This window comes from Dietzia sp. oral taxon 368, from assembly GCF_002999155.1.
Lineage (GTDB): Bacteria > Actinomycetota > Actinomycetes > Mycobacteriales > Mycobacteriaceae > Dietzia > Dietzia cinnamea.
The window spans coordinates 2346042-2361169 of sequence record NZ_CP027238.1 but is presented as its reverse complement, the minus strand read 5'-3'; the positions used below and the strand labels follow the sequence as shown (position 1 = coordinate 2361169).

At 69.1% G+C, this 15128-nt stretch carries 14 protein-coding genes, 1 tRNA gene and 1 other RNA gene; 3 read left to right on the top strand and 13 right to left on the bottom strand.

Features of this window, described 5'->3' with window-relative positions:
• Positions 1 to 38 precede the first annotated feature (38 nt).
• Positions 39 to 1175 carry an ABC transporter substrate-binding protein gene (locus C3V38_RS11015; RefSeq protein ID WP_232303112.1) on the top strand — a complete coding sequence of 379 codons (1137 nt, stop codon included), beginning with the start codon at positions 39 to 41 and terminating at the stop codon, positions 1173 to 1175.
• A gap of 99 nt (positions 1176 to 1274) precedes the next feature.
• On the opposite strand, the gene nrdF is transcribed toward C3V38_RS11015, so the two are convergent.
• The 5 genes from nrdF to ykgO all read right to left on the bottom strand — a co-directional run bounded on the left by nrdF (position 1275) and on the right by ykgO (position 6062).
• Positions 1275 to 2291 carry a class 1b ribonucleoside-diphosphate reductase subunit beta gene (gene nrdF, locus C3V38_RS11010; RefSeq protein ID WP_007627783.1) on the bottom strand — a complete coding sequence of 339 codons (1017 nt, stop codon included), beginning with the start codon at positions 2289 to 2291 and terminating at the stop codon, positions 1275 to 1277.
• A gap of 55 nt (positions 2292 to 2346) precedes the next feature.
• Positions 2347 to 4428 carry a class 1b ribonucleoside-diphosphate reductase subunit alpha gene (nrdE, locus tag C3V38_RS11005; protein WP_061229619.1) on the bottom strand — a complete coding sequence of 694 codons (2082 nt, stop codon included), beginning with the start codon at positions 4426 to 4428 and terminating at the stop codon, positions 2347 to 2349.
• A 68-nt stretch (positions 4429 to 4496) separates the two neighbouring features.
• Positions 4497 to 4943, bottom strand: coding sequence for a class Ib ribonucleoside-diphosphate reductase assembly flavoprotein NrdI (nrdI, locus tag C3V38_RS11000; RefSeq protein WP_007627785.1), 447 nt, complete (start codon positions 4941 to 4943; stop codon positions 4497 to 4499).
• A gap of 50 nt (positions 4944 to 4993) precedes the next feature.
• Positions 4994 to 5224, bottom strand: a complete 231-nt coding sequence (gene nrdH, locus C3V38_RS10995) for a glutaredoxin-like protein NrdH (RefSeq protein WP_007627786.1) — start codon at positions 5222 to 5224, stop codon at positions 4994 to 4996.
• Between the two features lie 715 nt (positions 5225 to 5939).
• Entirely contained in the window at positions 5940 to 6062 is a 123-nt protein-coding gene (gene ykgO, locus C3V38_RS10990; RefSeq protein ID WP_007626209.1) for a type B 50S ribosomal protein L36, read from the bottom strand.
• A gap of 213 nt (positions 6063 to 6275) precedes the next feature.
• Between ykgO and nadE the strand changes: the two genes are divergently transcribed.
• Complete coding sequence (nadE, locus tag C3V38_RS10985) at positions 6276 to 7142, top strand: ammonia-dependent NAD(+) synthetase (protein ID WP_106385785.1); 867 nt, start codon at positions 6276 to 6278, stop codon at positions 7140 to 7142.
• Positions 7143 to 7164: 22 nt separating this feature from the next.
• On the opposite strand, the gene C3V38_RS10980 is transcribed toward nadE, so the two are convergent.
• The 3 genes from C3V38_RS10980 to C3V38_RS10970 all read right to left on the bottom strand — a co-directional run bounded on the left by C3V38_RS10980 (position 7165) and on the right by C3V38_RS10970 (position 9317).
• A complete protein-coding gene (locus C3V38_RS10980; RefSeq protein ID WP_106385784.1) occupies positions 7165 to 8259 on the bottom strand; it encodes a serine hydrolase in 1095 nt (364 codons plus the stop codon).
• 95 nt (positions 8260 to 8354) lie between these two features.
• Positions 8355 to 8427 (bottom strand) — tRNA-Ala (locus tag C3V38_RS10975).
• A gap of 152 nt (positions 8428 to 8579) precedes the next feature.
• Positions 8580 to 9317 (bottom strand): thioredoxin domain-containing protein, encoded by a 738-nt coding sequence (locus tag C3V38_RS10970; RefSeq protein WP_007626199.1) that lies wholly within the window; start codon positions 9315 to 9317, stop codon positions 8580 to 8582.
• 227 nt (positions 9318 to 9544) lie between these two features.
• Here C3V38_RS10970 and C3V38_RS10965 point away from each other — a divergent pair, with 227 nt between their 5' ends.
• Positions 9545 to 11416 carry an HNH endonuclease signature motif containing protein gene (locus tag C3V38_RS10965; RefSeq protein ID WP_254425963.1) on the top strand — a complete coding sequence of 624 codons (1872 nt, stop codon included), beginning with the start codon at positions 9545 to 9547 and terminating at the stop codon, positions 11414 to 11416.
• A gap of 120 nt (positions 11417 to 11536) precedes the next feature.
• Here the strand turns inward: C3V38_RS10965 and ssrA are convergent.
• From ssrA to ftsE, 5 genes are all read right to left on the bottom strand, one after another.
• Positions 11537 to 11910: a transfer-messenger RNA gene (ssrA, locus tag C3V38_RS10960) on the bottom strand.
• A gap of 82 nt (positions 11911 to 11992) precedes the next feature.
• Positions 11993 to 12838, bottom strand: a complete 846-nt coding sequence (locus C3V38_RS10955; RefSeq protein WP_007633864.1) for a DMT family transporter — start codon at positions 12836 to 12838, stop codon at positions 11993 to 11995.
• Positions 12838 to 13347: an SsrA-binding protein SmpB gene (gene smpB / locus C3V38_RS10950; RefSeq protein WP_007633865.1), complete on the bottom strand. Its 510-nt coding sequence runs from the start codon at positions 13345 to 13347 to the stop codon at positions 12838 to 12840. The genes C3V38_RS10955 and smpB overlap by 1 nt, the downstream gene beginning before the upstream one ends.
• Before the next feature lie 96 nt (positions 13348 to 13443).
• Positions 13444 to 14346 (bottom strand): permease-like cell division protein FtsX, encoded by a 903-nt coding sequence (ftsX, locus tag C3V38_RS10945; protein WP_007633868.1) that lies wholly within the window; start codon positions 14344 to 14346, stop codon positions 13444 to 13446.
• On the bottom strand, positions 14346 to 15035 hold the full coding sequence (gene ftsE, locus C3V38_RS10940) for a cell division ATP-binding protein FtsE (protein ID WP_106385783.1): 690 nt from the start codon (positions 15033 to 15035) through the stop codon (positions 14346 to 14348). Before ftsE ends, ftsX begins: the two co-directional genes overlap by 1 nt.
• Positions 15036 to 15128: the final 93 nt, after the last annotated feature.

Sequence of the window (15128 nt, the reverse complement as noted above, 5' to 3'; positions counted from 1 at the left end):
AACGGCCCCGTCGGGCCCATCTCCTAGGCTGTTGTCCCATGACCGATTCCGTTCCCGTCCTCCGCCGGCGCTCCGGGCGGGGGTATACGCGGCGTGCTGTTCGGGCCGCGGCGCCGCTGGCGGCCGGTCTCGCCCTCGCGGCGTGCGGCCCCTCCCCCGTCGACATGGTCGAGCACCCCGTGACGACGACCCCGTCGCGGATGGCCGGTGAGGAGCTGCAGCGCTCCGCCGAGCCCGAGGAGTCGTGCGCGCCCGCACCGGTGCCCACGGAGTTCCCCGGCGCGGGCACCCGCAGGGTCGACACCACCGGGCCGGGCCCGGACAGCGTGTCGGTGCCGCGGTCGCCCGAGCGCATCCTCGCCCTCGGGGTGGGTGCGGTCGACACCGCCTGCGCTCTGGGACTGCAGGACCTCGTCGTCGGCACCTCCGGGCTGCCCCGCGACGCCGACGTCTACCTACCCGCTCCCCTCGTGGCTCTCCCGACCATCGACCTCGGCGGAGGCGCGGACGCCGGCGCGGTCGCCGACGCCGCGCGCGGCCTCACGCCCGACCTCATCGTGCTGGCCGGGTCACAGGATCTCGATCCCGCGGTCGTCGACGCGCTCGCCGACGTGGCGCCGACCGTCGTCTACTCCGCAGACGTCCTCGAGTGGGCCGAAGCGACCGAGTCCGTCGCCGACGCCTACGGCCGACCGCGGGCGGGCGGCGACCTGTTACTGGACGTCATCGACCGGGCGCGATTCACGGCCGGGGCGACCACGCCGTCGGACTCCTGGGTGTCCCTGGTCTCGGTCGCCGACGGCTCGGGTGCCGGGGCGCGGGTGCAGGACGCCGACACGCTCGGCTCGCTCATGTTGGAGGCGGTGGGCGCCGGGCGTCCGCCCGCGCAGCGCACCCGCGACGGCGAGCGGGTGCCGCCGCTGCCCGAGTCGCCCCCGCTCGGTGACGAACTCGACGGAGACGTCATCTTCGCCGTGGTGGGCGGTCGCCCCGATTCCGAGGAGGCGGCGCGGGAGGTCTTCGCCTCGGATCGGTGGACGGAGTTGGACGCGGTGGGCGCCAACCGGGTGTTCGTGGTGGACCGGGCCGTGTGGGAGGGCGCCGGTCCGGTCGCGGCCCGTGCGGTGCTGGAGGACATCCGGGGGTCGATCAACGGGATCGCCCCCGACGGCTAGTCGCGGACACCGCCCCCGACGGCTAGCACCGGAACAACGACGAAGCCCCTGCGACCGCTATCGGTCGCAGGGGCCCCACGGCGTTCTCGGGCGGCTGGGTCAGAAGTCCCAGTCCTCGTCCTCGGTGGCCTCGGCCTTGCCCATGACGTAGGAGCTGCCGGAGCCGGAGAAGAAGTCGTGGTTCTCGTCGGCGTTGGGGCTCAGCGCGGACAGGATGGCCGGGTCGACGTCGGTCTCGTCCTTGGGGAACATCCCCTCGTAGCCCATGTTCATCAGCGCCTTGTTGGCGTTGTAGCGCAGGAACTTCTTGACGTCCTCGGTCCAGCCCACCGGGTCGTAGAGGTCCTCGGTGTAGTCGGCCTCGTTGTCGTACAGCTCGAAGAGCAACTCGAACGTGTAGTCCTTGAGTTCGTCCCGCTCCGCCTGGGTGACGTGCTCGAGACCGCGCTGGTACTTGTACCCGATGTAGTAGCCGTGCACGGCCTCGTCCCGGATGATGAGCCGGATGACGTCGGCGGTGTTGGTGAGCTTGGCGCGCGAGGACCACCGCATGGGCAGGTAGAAGCCCGAGTAGAACATGAACGACTCGAGCATCACCGAGGCGATCTTGCGCTTGAGCGGGTTGTCACCGGCGTAGTAGCCGAGGATGATCTTCGCCTTGCGCTGGAGGTAGGGGTTCTCCTCCGCCCAGCGGAACGCCTCGTCGATCTGCGGGGTCGAGCACAGGGTGGAGAAGATCGTCGAGTAGCTCTTCGCGTGCACGGACTCCATGAACGCGATGTTGGTGAGCACCGCCTCCTCGTGCGGGGTCGAGGCGTCTGGGATCATGCTCACCGCGCCGACGGTCCCCTGGATCGTGTCCAGCAGCGTGAGTCCCGTGAAGACGCGGGCGGTCATCGTCTGCTCGTACTCGGTCAGGGTCTGCCATGACGGGATGTCGTTGGAGACCGGCACCTTCTCCGGAAGCCAGAAGTTCGTGGTGAGCCGGCCCCACACCTGGTCGTCGACCTCGTCGGGGACACGGTTCCAGTTGATCGCCGACACGCGGTCGACGAGCTTCGGCTGGATGCCGGCGGCGGGGCTGTGCGAACCCGGAGCGTGCAGCTCGGCGGTCATCGGTTCTCCTCCTGAAAGCAGGTGTGGATTGTGGCGCGGGACCGGGCCCGGAGGGTCAGAGCATGCACGAGACGCAGCCCTCGACCTCGGTGCCCTCGAGCGCGAGCTGACGGACACGGATGTAGTACAGGGTCTTGATGCCCTTGCGCCACGCGTAGATCTGCGCGCGGTTGACCTCGCGGGTGGTGGCGGTGTCCTTGAAGAACAGCGTCAGCGACAACCCCTGATCGACGTGCTGGGTGGCCGCCGCGTAGGTGTCGATGATCTTCTCGTAGCCGATCTCGTACGCGTCCTGGTAGTAGTCCAGGTTGTCGTTGGTCAGGTAGGGCGCCGGGTAGTAGACGCGCCCGATCTTGCCCTCCTTGCGGATCTCGATCTTCGAGGCCACGGGGTGGATCGACGACGTGGAGTTATTGATGTAGCTGATCGACCCGGTGGGCGGGACGGCCTGCAGGTTCTGGTTGTAGATGCCGTACTTCTGCACGTCCGCCTTGAGCGCGCGCCAGTCCTCCTGGGTGGGGATGGCGACCTCGGCCTCGGCGAAGAGCTGACGCACTCGGTCGGTGGCCGGCTCCCACGTCTGGTCGGTGTACTTGTCGAAGAACTCGCCGGAGGCGTACTCGGACTCCGGGAAACCGGCGAACCAGGTTCCACGCTCACGCGCGATCAGGTTGGAGGACCTGAGGGCGTGGTAGAGCACGGTGTAGAAGTAGATGTTCGTGAAGTCGATGCCCTCCTCGGATCCGTAGTGGATCCGCTCGCGCGCGAGGTAGCCGTGCAGGTTCATCTGCCCCAGGCCGATCGCGTGCGACTCGGAGTTGCCGCGCTCGATGGACGGCACCGAGTTGATGTGCGTCTGGTCGGACACCGCGGTCAGGCCACGGATGGCGGTCTCGATGGTCCGGCCGAAGTCGGGCGAGTCCATGGCCTTGGCGATGTTGAGCGAGCCGAGGTTGCAGGAGATGTCCTTACCCACGTGCGAGTAGGTGAGGTCCTCGTTGAACTCCGACGCGGTGGAGACCTGGAGGATCTCCGAGCACAGGTTGGAGTGCGTGATCTTGCCGGCGATCGGGTTGGCCCGGTTCACGGTGTCCTCGTACATGATGTACGGGTAGCCGGACTCGAACTGCAGCTCGGCGACGGTCTGGAAGAAGTGCCGGGCGTTGATCTTGGTCTTCTTGATCCGGCTGTCCTCGACCATCTCGTGGTAGTTCGCCGAGATGTCGACGTCCGCGAAGGGCTTGCCGTAGATCCGCTCGACGTCGTACGGCGAGAACAGGTACATGTCATCGTTGCGCTTGGCGAGCTCGAACGTGATGTCCGGGATGACGACGCCCAGCGAGAGGGTCTTGATGCGGATCTTCTCGTCCGCGTTCTCCCGCTTGGTGTCGAGGAACTTGTAGATGTCCGGGTGGTGCGCGTGCAGGTAGACCGCACCCGCGCCCTGGCGCGCGCCGAGCTGGTTGGCGTAGGAGAAGGAGTCCTCCAGCAGCTTCATCACGGGGATGACGCCCGAGGACTGGTTCTCGATGTGCTTGATCGGGGCGCCGTGCTCACGCAGGTTGGACAGCAGGAGCGCCACGCCACCGCCGCGCTTGGACAGCTGCAGGGCGGAGTTGATGCTGCGGCCGATGGACTCCATGTTGTCCTCGATGCGCAGGAGGAAGCAGGACACGGGCTCGCCGCGCTGCTTCTTGCCCGAGTTGAGGAACGTCGGGGTGGCCGGCTGGAAGCGGCCGTCGATGATCTCGTCGACCAGCTGCCGGGCGAGGGTCTCGTCGCCGGCGGCGAGGGTGAGCGCCACCATGCAGACGCGGTCCTCGTAGCGCTCGAGGTAGCGCTTCCCGTCGAAGGTCTTGAGCGTGTACGACGTGTAGTACTTGAACGCGCCCAGGAAGGTCGGGAAGCGGAACTTCTTGGCGTAGGCGTGGTCGAACAGCTCGCGCACGAAGTTGCGCGTGTACTGGTCCAGGACCTCGCGCTCGTAGTAGTCCTTCTCGACGAGGTAGTCGAGCTTCTCGTCGAGGTTGTGGAAGAAGACCGTGTTCTGGTTGACGTGCTGGAGGAAGTACTCCCGCGCCGCCTGACGGTCCTTGTCGAACTGGATGTTCCCGTCCGCGTCGTAGAGGTTGAGCATGGCGTTGAGCGCGTGGTAGTCCAGACGCTGGCCCTCCCCCGCCTCTCCCGCGGTGGTGCTCTCAGGGTTCACGGTTGGTGCTGCCAAAACTCTTCCAATCCCTCTCGGACGCGGATGACGTCCTCGTGTGTGCCCATCAACTCGAAGCGGTAGAGGTACGGGACCCCCAGCTTCTTGGCGATCACGTCGCCGGAGCGACCGAAGTCCGCTCCGAAGTTGGTGTTGCCGCCGGCGATGACTCCCCGGCACAGACTTCTGTTGTGCGCGTTGTTGAGGAACGCGACCACCTGCCGCGGGACCGCGGCCCCGCTCTTACCCGTGATCTCGAGGCTTCCCCCGTAGGTCGGGACGATCAGAACATATGGGTCCGACACGACCGGCATGGGCTCGGTCTTCCGCACGGGTATCCGCACCGCCGGGAGACCGAGCTTGTCGACGAACCGCTTGGTGTACTCCGAGATGTTGGAGAAGTAGACGATCCTCACCGGCTGATCGGCCGGCAGCGGAGCCGCCATCGACGCCCCCTTGTCACAGGAACTCGAAAGGTGCTGGTGTCCTCGGGCCGTCAGGCCGCCACGGAGGCGAGGGCCTTGATGCGGTCCGGGCGGAAGCCGGACCAGTGGTCGGAACCGGCCACCACGACGGGCGCCTGGAGGTGCCCGAGGGCCATCACGTACTCGCGGGCCTCGTCGTCCACCGAGATGTCGACGACCTGGTACTCGATGCCCTGCTTGTCGAGCGCCTTGTAGGTGGCGTTGCACTGGACGCACGCGGGCTTGGTGTAGACGGTGACCATGTGTGTCTGGACCTCTTTCGGCACGGCGCCGGACGGCGCGAGGGGCTCTTCTGGTGATGGCCGTCTCGTCCGGGGTTTCGGCCCGGACGAAGGGTCGGCCGCGTGTCTGTCGGTGGTCGTGCGCCGAATCGCATGGATGGCATTCATCGGTGCTTCAACACCTCCCAACACTACCCCTAGTGGCGAGAAGGTCAACTGACCACAACATTTTGGTCTTACATCCCTGGAATTCCCAGGTCGTGATCCCGCCTTGTGGGATGCCCCTGCTCAGCGTGGAACCGGGGGCACCGGGGCCCTCAGCGGCGGGTGCACCACCCCATCGTGGCATCCCGGAGCGCGTTCCGGAACACGGTTTCGGCAACCCACAACGCGCCCCCAGAGCCCTCACAACGCGCCCCCGGTTGTCCCCATCCCTTCCACAGGTTGCCCACCATTCCGCTCGATTCCGCACCCTCGCCGTCACCCCCGCCGATCGGAGCGTCGGGACGTCGCGGGCGCAGGGTCGGGCGCCCTCTGAGGCCACCCTGGGAAGCCGTAGGACACCGCTGGTGGGCGCTGCCGACGGCGGCGGCGGGCGGCGGCGCGACGCCGGACCCCCGCCTAGTCGCCGGGCGGCGGGTCACCGCTGCGGACGAGACGGGAACGACGACGAGGGCCCGCCTCCGGCGAACCGGAGGCGGGCCCTCGGGGGTGCGTGAGTACTCACGCGGTCGACTCAGCCCTGGCGGGCCTTGAACCGGGGATCCTTCTTGTTGATCACGTAGGTCTTGCCGCGACGACGGACAACCTGGGCGCCCGGCTTGTTCTTCAGCGACCGAAGGGACTTGCGGACCTTCATGTGGCGCTCCTTAGGCTCTCGGGGCGGCCGCGATGGCCGCCGACACGACTGGGAATCACTGTGCGACACGTCCGACCACGGGGTCGGATGTACGACACACAACTGGTCCATCGTAACGGACCACCCGGCAAGAACTCCAACCGGCGAGGGACCGCACCACGGACCGCGCACTGATGTCACGTGGACGTCACACGCGGTTCCTAAGCTGACCGCATGAACCAGACGCCACCCGACTCCAGTGCGCTGCGCGCCTCCATCATCGCCGAACTCGGCGTGCGGCCCGACATCGACCCCGCCGAGGAGGTCGAGACGCGGGTCGCCTTCCTCGTCGACTACCTGCGCTCCACACCCGCCTCCGGCTTCGTCCTGGGCATCAGCGGCGGTCAGGACTCGACGCTCGCGGGGCGACTGTGTCAGCTCGCGGCCGAACGCCTCCGCGAGGAGGGGATGGAACAGGCCCGGTTCATCGCGATGCGCCTTCCGTACGGCGTACAGGCCGACGAGGCCGACGCGCAGATAGCCCTGGAGTTCATCCGCCCGGACGCGTCCCTGACGGTGGATGTCCGTGCAGCGTCCGACGCCGCCGCCGAGGCCGCATCCACGGCCCTGGCGGCACTCCCCGACCAGGCGGGTCCGCTCCGGGACTTCGTCCGCGGCAACGTCAAGGCGCGTGAGCGGATGATCGCCCAGTACGCCGTGGCCGGGCAGGTGAACCACCTCGTCGTCGGCACCGATCACGCCGCCGAGGCGGTGACCGGCTTCTTCACCAAGTACGGCGACGGCGGCGTCGACCTGACCCCCCTGACCGGTCTCACCAAGCGCCAGGGCGCCGCGCTCCTGCGCCACCTCGGCGCGCCCGAGTCCACCTGGCGCAAGGTCCCCACCGCCGACCTGGAGGACGACAGGCCCGGCTTACCCGACGAGGTCGCGCTCGGCGTCACCTACGCGCAGATCGACGACTACCTCGAGGGGCGCGAGGGTGTCCCGACCGACGCCGCCGCCCGCATCGAGTCCCTGTTCCTCGGCTCACGGCACAAGCGCACCGCCCCCGCCACGCCGCTCGACACGTGGTGGCGCTGACCGGCTCAGTGCCGCTGATCGCTCAGCCCAGCAGCGACCACACCGTCTCCAGCGCCTCCGCCGTGCCGGGCACGTCGAAGGCCTGCGAGGTGAACACCGCCGCGGACCGGCCGGCACGGCGGTCGACGTAGCCGATCGTGCCCAGTCCCCCGGCCCAGCCCACCGTCCCGTCGGGGCGGACCTCGACCTGGAACCCGTAACCACATCCGGGCTCCAGGAACCCCTCGGCGGAGGCCCGCTGGCGCTCGGTGAGGTGGTCGGAGGTCATCAACCGCGCGCTCTCCGCGCCGATGAGCGGACCGCCGTCGACGAGTACGTCCAGGATCGCCAGGTAGTCGTGCACCGTCCCGGCGAGCCCGCAGGCGAGGGAGTCGAACACCGGCCGGGCCGTGAACCTGGCCGAGGTGTTCACCGGCGCCACCCGGCCGTCGGGCCCGAGTCCGTACGTGACGACCAGGCGGCCCGGATCGGCCGTGAACCCGGTGTCGGTCAGACCGAGGGGCCCGGTGACGTGTTCGGCGACCAGCTCCCCCACCGACGCGCCTGTGGCGCGGGCGAGAAGGACTCCGAGGATGTCACTGCACGTGTGGTACCACCACCCGCCGCCCGGCTGCCCGGCGAACGGGAGCTCGGCGAGCCTGCGCAGGTACTCCCCCGGCGGGACGGCCGGTGCGTACGGGCCGGGCGCGACCCCTCGGGCGGCCATGGCCTCGCCCAGGTCGGGGTTGCGTACCGGCCACCCGACGCCGGCGGTCATCGTGAGCAGGTCCCGGACCGTGACAGGTCTTTCAGCCGGCACCGTCCGGCCCAGCGGCCCGTCGGGTTCGGCCAGCACCCGCGGCCGCGCGAGCTCGGGCAGCTGCGCGTCCACCGGATCGTCGAGGGCGATCACGCCACGCTCCACGAGCCGCATCGTGAGGACGCCCGCGATCGGTTTGGTGTTGGAGGACAGCGGGAACACCGCATCCTCGGGCATCGCGGGCCCACCCATGGACCGCGTACCGCCCGCGGCGAGCCATGAGCGGCCGTCCTGCCGGACGCCGCAGACGTACCCGATCAGCCGGCCGGCGTCGACGAGCTCGTCGAGCACGGCGGTGATCTCCCGCGGCTCCGCCATGTACCGACCCTACGTCCGCGCGCACCGCCGCGGAAGACGGCGAAATGACGAGATCCCGGGCGATCGTCTCCGACCTCCCGGGATCTCGTCCTCGGTGGAGCTAAGGGGACTCGAACCCCTGACCCCCACACTGCCAGTGTGGTGCGCTACCAGCTGCGCCATAGCCCCGTATCCATTTCTCTGCCGTTCCCCTCTCGGTGACCGGCCCGACTTAAGTTACACCACCACGGTCCGGCCTTCCAAATCGGCCCCGGCCCCGCCGGAAAAGGCGAGGCCGGGCACGAAAACGGTGGGCGCGTGGCCCGCGAGACCGCAGAGGATCAGGCGACGATCTCCTGCAGCCAGGCGGCGTTCGCGAGGTCCACGACCTCACCTTCGAACGCGACGGTCGGGGTCGACACGCGATCGGTGATCTCCCGGATGGTCTGCTGGGCGTTGTCCGCACTGTCGGAGGCCTTGTCCATGCCGCCGTTGGTCTCCACGTTGCCGATGCACTCGACCGTGTCCGGGTTCGCACCGGCCTCCTCGGCGATCCCGGCGAGTTCCTGCGCCGAGAGGTCGCCGCCACCCTCGGCGGGCTGCTGGGCGAAGAAGGCGTTCTTGACGTCGAAGAACACGGGCAGGGAGTCCTTCGCCGCGACGCACTGGACGGCCGCCAGGGCGCGCGTGGAGTACTCGCCCGACCCCGACTGGCCGTTGAGGAAGTTGAGGGTGTGGAACTCGACCCGCAGATCCCCGGCCTCGACGGCCTCGGAGATGGACTCGCCGTACTGCGCCTCGAAAGAGCCGCAGGCGGGGCACATGTAGTCCTCCCAGACCTGGATGGTCGGGGCGTCCTGCTGACCCACGATCACCACGCCGGTGTCCGTGATCTCGATCTGCTCGTCGGCGGTCTCACCGAACGTGATGGGGTTGGCCTCGCCGCCCCTCTGGGCCATCCAGACCACTCCACCGAGGACTACCACCGCGACCGCGATGAGCGCGACGACGGTGATGATCATCCCGTTGTTGGACTTGGTCTGCAGCACTTTGGTGCTCTTGTTGGGCTTGGCGTTCACGTGTCCGCGGGCCTTTCTCTACTGGGAGACCGTCGACCCCTTCCGGGTGACCGGCACTAGGGAGAGGGTACCGAAGCCTTCGTCACCGACCCCCTGGGTGCACGTGCGCCGGCACCGTCAGCGATACAGACGAAGCTCTTGTGGTGTCGAGCACGTGGACGTAGACTAGAACACGTATTCGAGACAAGTCGCGGCGCGGCCGCACGGTCGATCACGGGGGGTGGGGCATGGACGGCGATCCCGAGCGCGCGGCCGGTGGCCCCACTGGCGCGTCCGGTGCTGCCGGCTCGTCCGGCCGTGCCGGCTCGTCCGGTGACGGCGCCGCCGCGGCGATGACGGGCCTGACTGCGGCGGCGCGGGCCGGGTGGGCGGCCGAGAATCGCGCGGCGGCGCAGCGTCTGGTGGCCTGTTACGCGCTGCTGCAGGAGTGTTGGCGCGAGTACGGCCACGGTATCGACGGCAGCTACGAGGCCCGCCCCGGCCACGCTGTGGTCGATGGCCTCGTCGCCGCGGCCGGCTACGTGGTGGCGGCGATGTCCATCTCCGCCAGACGCGCCGAGAAGATGCTGTCCTTCTCCTGGGAACTCCACACCCGCTACCCGGCCATCCTGGAGGCCATGGCCGCCGGGCTGATGGAGCAACGCGTCGCCGAACTGCTCGCCCGGCAGATGGCCACCGTCCGGGGCGACGTCCTGGACCAGGTCCAACGCCAGGTCGTCGACGACTACCTCAACGGTGTCGCCGCCGGCATCCGACTGGGCGACAAGGCCCTGCGCGATGAGATCGACGCCGTCATCGGCCGCCACGACCCCGACGCCATCCGCCTACGCAAAGAAGACGCCAGCCGCACCCGCGGCGTACGCATCGGCAAAGGCGTCGACGGCATGTCCACCGTCTCCGCCCTGCTGGCCACCGAGGAAGCCGCCGTGTTGGCCGAAGCCCTCGACCAACGCGTCGCCGAACACCAGGCCGCCGACGCCGACGCCACGGCCGCCGCCCCGGACGGGCCTGAGCCGGAGCCGAACTACTCCAAAGCCGAACGCCGCGCCGACGCCCTGATGTCCCTGATCTGCGGCGACACCCCCACCCACCCCGACGCTGCCAACGCTTCCGAGGACGCCGCGAGCACAGACGATGCCGCTGACGGCGCCGTGGGCGCGCCCGCCACCGGCGGCACCGGTCAGGCGCCGGTGTTGCGGCCGAAGGTCACCGTCATCGCCACCGGCGACAACGGCCGCGACGAACACGGGGCGCGGGTGGAGTTCACCCGCACCGGCGAGGCGGCCCTGCAGACCCTGATGGAGATGCTCGCCACCTCGGATGGGGCCACCTTCGAACAGGTCGATCCCCGCATCGGTGCCGCCGACGACACCGACGCCGCCCTGAGGTACCGGCCCGGTGCCCAGTTGGCGCGCCGGGTCCGGCTCCGCGACGGCACCTGCCGCCACCCCGGGTGCGCGATCCCCGCCGACGACTGCGACCTGGATCATGTGGTGCCGTTCAATCATGCCGACCCCGCCGCCGGTGGCCTGACCATCGAGGCGAACCTGGTGGCCCAGTGTCGGCGCCACCACCGGTTCAAAACCTTCTCCGACTGGACTTACCAGCTCCAGCCCGACGGCACCCTGATCGTGACGACCCCCGACGGCACCGTCATGCTCACCCGCCCCGACGGGCCGCTGGCCCAGTACCGGCGCGAACAGCAACGCGACGAAGCCGAGGCCTGGGCGCGTCAGCAACGCCGCAATCCCAGCCCCGTTTACGGGGCCGGGGTCCTGGACGAGGCGACCTACTTCGCCCGCCGCGCCCAACGCCTGGCCCGCGAACGCGCCCGCACCGCCGCCCGCAACGCAGCCGAGTCGACCACGCCGCCACCCGACACCGCGGACGAGACCGCGGGCAGCTCGCCCGCCGCGGCGCCTGCCGAGACCGACGCCGCCCCGCACTCGGACCCGGCCCCGCGCGGAAGGGTGACCCCAGCCGAAGCCAGTCGCTGGTGGCAACGCAACAAACCCACCGACAGCGCCCTGGAGAAAGCCATCCTCCGCGCACTGCATGAGCACCTCGACGAACTCCTCCAACCACCACCACCCTTCTGAGGCAGGAGGGGGCCAGCGCCGGCGGCCGGCGCGCGGACGGGCTCTGCATCGATGGTTCCGAGCAGCACTCTGAAATGCGCTGAACCCCCGGTCGTCGAGACGACCGGGGGTTCAGCCCGATTGTGGAGCTGCCGGGAATTGAACCCGGGTCCTCCGCAGCATCGGCAGGGCTTCTCCGTGCGCAGTCCGCGTTGGCCTCTACTCGGATCTCGCCCTCATGCGGACGTGTTGGCGATGACGATCCCAGTCACTGTGAGTTGTCCCGACCCACCCCGTGACCGGGTGAGCCGGTGATCCCTCTAGATGATGCCGGGTTCCGGGGCGAGAGCGACCCCGGGCCGACAGACTACGGGCTCGCTATCAGGCAGCGAGGGCGTAGTCGCGCTGATTGGTATCGGCGCGTAATTGGTTGCCACGACGCTTACGGTGGTCTCTGGCCTGCACCGGCACGCTTCCCCTGCGTCAGCTCACGTAGTCGAAACCACATCAGCCCCTCAGGAGCCGCCGACTTCCGCCGACGGACCTCCAACCATACCCCGGGGGACCGTCGAATACCAGGGTGACGTCCGTCTCCGGTCAGCCAAGCGTGAGGAGGACGATCGCGACGCCGGCCAGGCCCAGCCCGGCCAGTTGGACCGCGCGCATCCGCTCGCCCCCATGCGTGACCGCCAGCGCGACGGTGAAGGCGGGGTACAGGGCGGCGATGACGCTGACGAGGGAGAGCATCCCTGCCTGGGAGGCGAAGTAGAACGCACCATTCGCGATCGCGTCGAACACGGCGATCACCACCCCGATCGCGATGAGACGGCGCGGGAAGCGGAACGACTCACGCGCGGCCACGGCAGCGGCGAGCAACATCACCGTCGCGCCTACCCGCGACGCCGCGACCGGCCAGAGCCCCTCGCCCGCGGGCACCCGCGACAACAGGACGAAGAAGGCGGCGAACGCCGAGCCCGACACCACCGACATCACCAGAAGCGACGCCGTCAACCGCCCGTGCGCGGCGGACGAGCCGTCCACCCCCTCCAGGGACACGAGGACGGTGGCCACGAGCGCCACCGCCATCCCCGCCATCGCCGCGGACCCGGGCCGCTCCCCCGCCGCCAACCCGAAGGCCAGAGGTCCGGCGGCGGCCAGGACCGCCGTGATCGGCGAGATGACGCTCATCGGCCCCCGGGACAGCGCCACATAGAACGTCCACACCGCGGCGCCGGATGCGAGCCCGGACGCCAACCCCCACCCCAGGCCCGCCGGAGTAGGTGACCCGCCCGCGACGAGGGCCGCGACCCCCACGAGCACGATCGAGACAGGGTAGGCCACGCTGACGACGCGCAACGCCCGCGCGCGGCGGGACGCCACGCCACCGAGATAGTCACTGATGCCGTACGCCACCGCCGAGGTCGACGCCAGCGCGACCGGCATCACGCCCGCATGCCCTTGATCTTCCTGCCCAGCTCGCGGACCGCTTCGCGCTCGGCCGTCCGCCGGGCGATGTCCTGCCGCTTGTCGTGGGCCTGCTTACCCCGCGCGACGGCCAGTTCGACCTTGACGCGACCGTTCACGAAGTAGAGCGACAACGGGACGAGCGTCGCGTTCCCGTCTCGCACCTTGCCCACGAGCGAGTCGATCTCCCGGCGGTGTAGCAGGAGCTTCCGCGCCCGCTTGGGGGCATGATTCGTCCAGCTCCCGTGCGAATACTCGGGGATGTGGAGCCCGCGGAGCCACACCTCGCCGTCGTCGACCGTCGCGAACGCGTCGACCAGCGAGGCCTTACCCTCCCGCATGCTCTTGATCTCGGTGCCCACGAGGGCGATCCCGGCCTCGTAGGTGTCCAGGATGTGGAAATCGTGCCTGGCCTTGCGGTTACTCGCGACGATGCTCCCGTCGGAGCCGAGGGAGGACGCGCCCTTCTTCTTGTTCTTCTTGGCCACGTCGGTTCACCTCCTCGTTGCTGTTGCGCAGCCCCCAGAGTCTAGACGAGCCGGAAGGGGCGGCGGCCGTCAGTGCCGGCCATCAGTGCCGGGCCGTTAGTGACGGACCGTCAGCCTCAGGGTCACCCACGCCGTCAACGCGGAGGCCACCGCGCCGGCGACGACGAGCCCAGGGGCGAGCACCAGGATGTCGGAGGTCGTGATTCGCTCAACGAGATTCGCCCGGTACGCCTCGTCCAGCACCCTGTCGAGGAACACGCTCTTGGCCACCAACAGACCCCCCACCGCAAGGACGGCGCCGGTGATCGCCGCGATCACCGCTTCGAGCACGAACGGCAACTCGGTGTACCACCGGCTCGCGCCCACCAGGCGCATGATCCCGACCGCGGTGCGTCGCGTGAACGCCGCGATCTGGGTCATGTTGGCGATGAGCAGGACGGTCGCCACGAGCTGAACCACCGCTATGGCGAACGCCGCGTTGCGGATGCCGCCGAGAACCGAGAAGACGCGCTCGACCAGCTCACCCTGCCCCTGCACGACCTCGATCCCGGACACGTCCGCCAGATCCACCGCGACCTCCTCCGCCCGCGTCGGATCGGACAGAGTGAGGGTGAACCGCGAGCCGAGAGCGTCCGGCGACGTCGACTCCACCAGAACCGGGTCGGTCGAGGCGAACAGCTCGACGAACTCGGAGTAGGTCTCCTGCGGGTTCTTGTACTCCACCGACGCCACGCCCGGCGTCTCCTCGAGCTGCTCGCGAATTCCCGCGCACTCCGCCGCACACTCCGGGTCCTCGACGGAGATCGAGCGGTCCACGTAGACGCGGAACTCGTTGAGGTAGTCGTACTTGGCCTGGCTCGCGGACGCGGTCATCGCCACCAGCAGCCCGGCGCCCAGCATCCCCAGCGCGACGGCCGTGGTGATGATCATGGCCAGCGTCATGGAGAGGTTCCGGCGCAGTCCCTGGGCGACCTCAGAGGCGATGAATCGGACGGCCATCAGCGATCCACCCCGTAAGTCCCGCGCGCGTCATCCCGCACGACTGCACCGTCGACCAGCTCCACGACCCGGCGGCGCGACCGGTCCACGATGTGGCGGTCGTGCGTGGCCATGAGCACCGTGGTGCCCGTCCTGTTGATCCGGTCGAGCAGCAGCATGATGTCCTCACTGGTCTCCGGGTCGAGATTGCCCGTCGGCTCGTCCGCGAGCAGCAGCACGGGACGGTTCACGAACGCCCGCGCGATGGCGACGCGCTGCTGCTCTCCCCCGGACAACTCGTGCGGCCGACGGTTCGCCTTGGTGCCCAGTCCGACCATGTCGAGCGTCTCCGGGACGACCTTCTCGATGGTCCGGCGGGACTTGCCGATGACCTGGAGCGCGAACGCCACGTTCTCGGCGACCGTCTTGCCCGGCAGAAGGCGGAAATCCTGGAACACACAGCCGAGCGAACGCCGCAGTCCGGGCACGTCCGAGTTCTTCATGCGTGTGAGATCGTGGCCGGCCACGACGAGCCGACCCGAGTCCGGCCGGTCCTCCCTCAGCAGCAGTCGCAGGAAGGTCGACTTACCGGAACCGGAGGCACCGATAAGGAAGGCGAACTCTCCGTCATCGATCTCCACGCTCACATCGGACAGAGCCGGACGCGTCGCGGACGCGTACGCCTTGGTCACATGGGAAGCACTGATCACGTCAGTAGCCTAGCGCCACTCCCGTCACTGTTAGCGCTGCTGCTGGCCGAACGCTGCGCTCCGTCGGCGGGACCACCCGGGTCTCACCCGGTG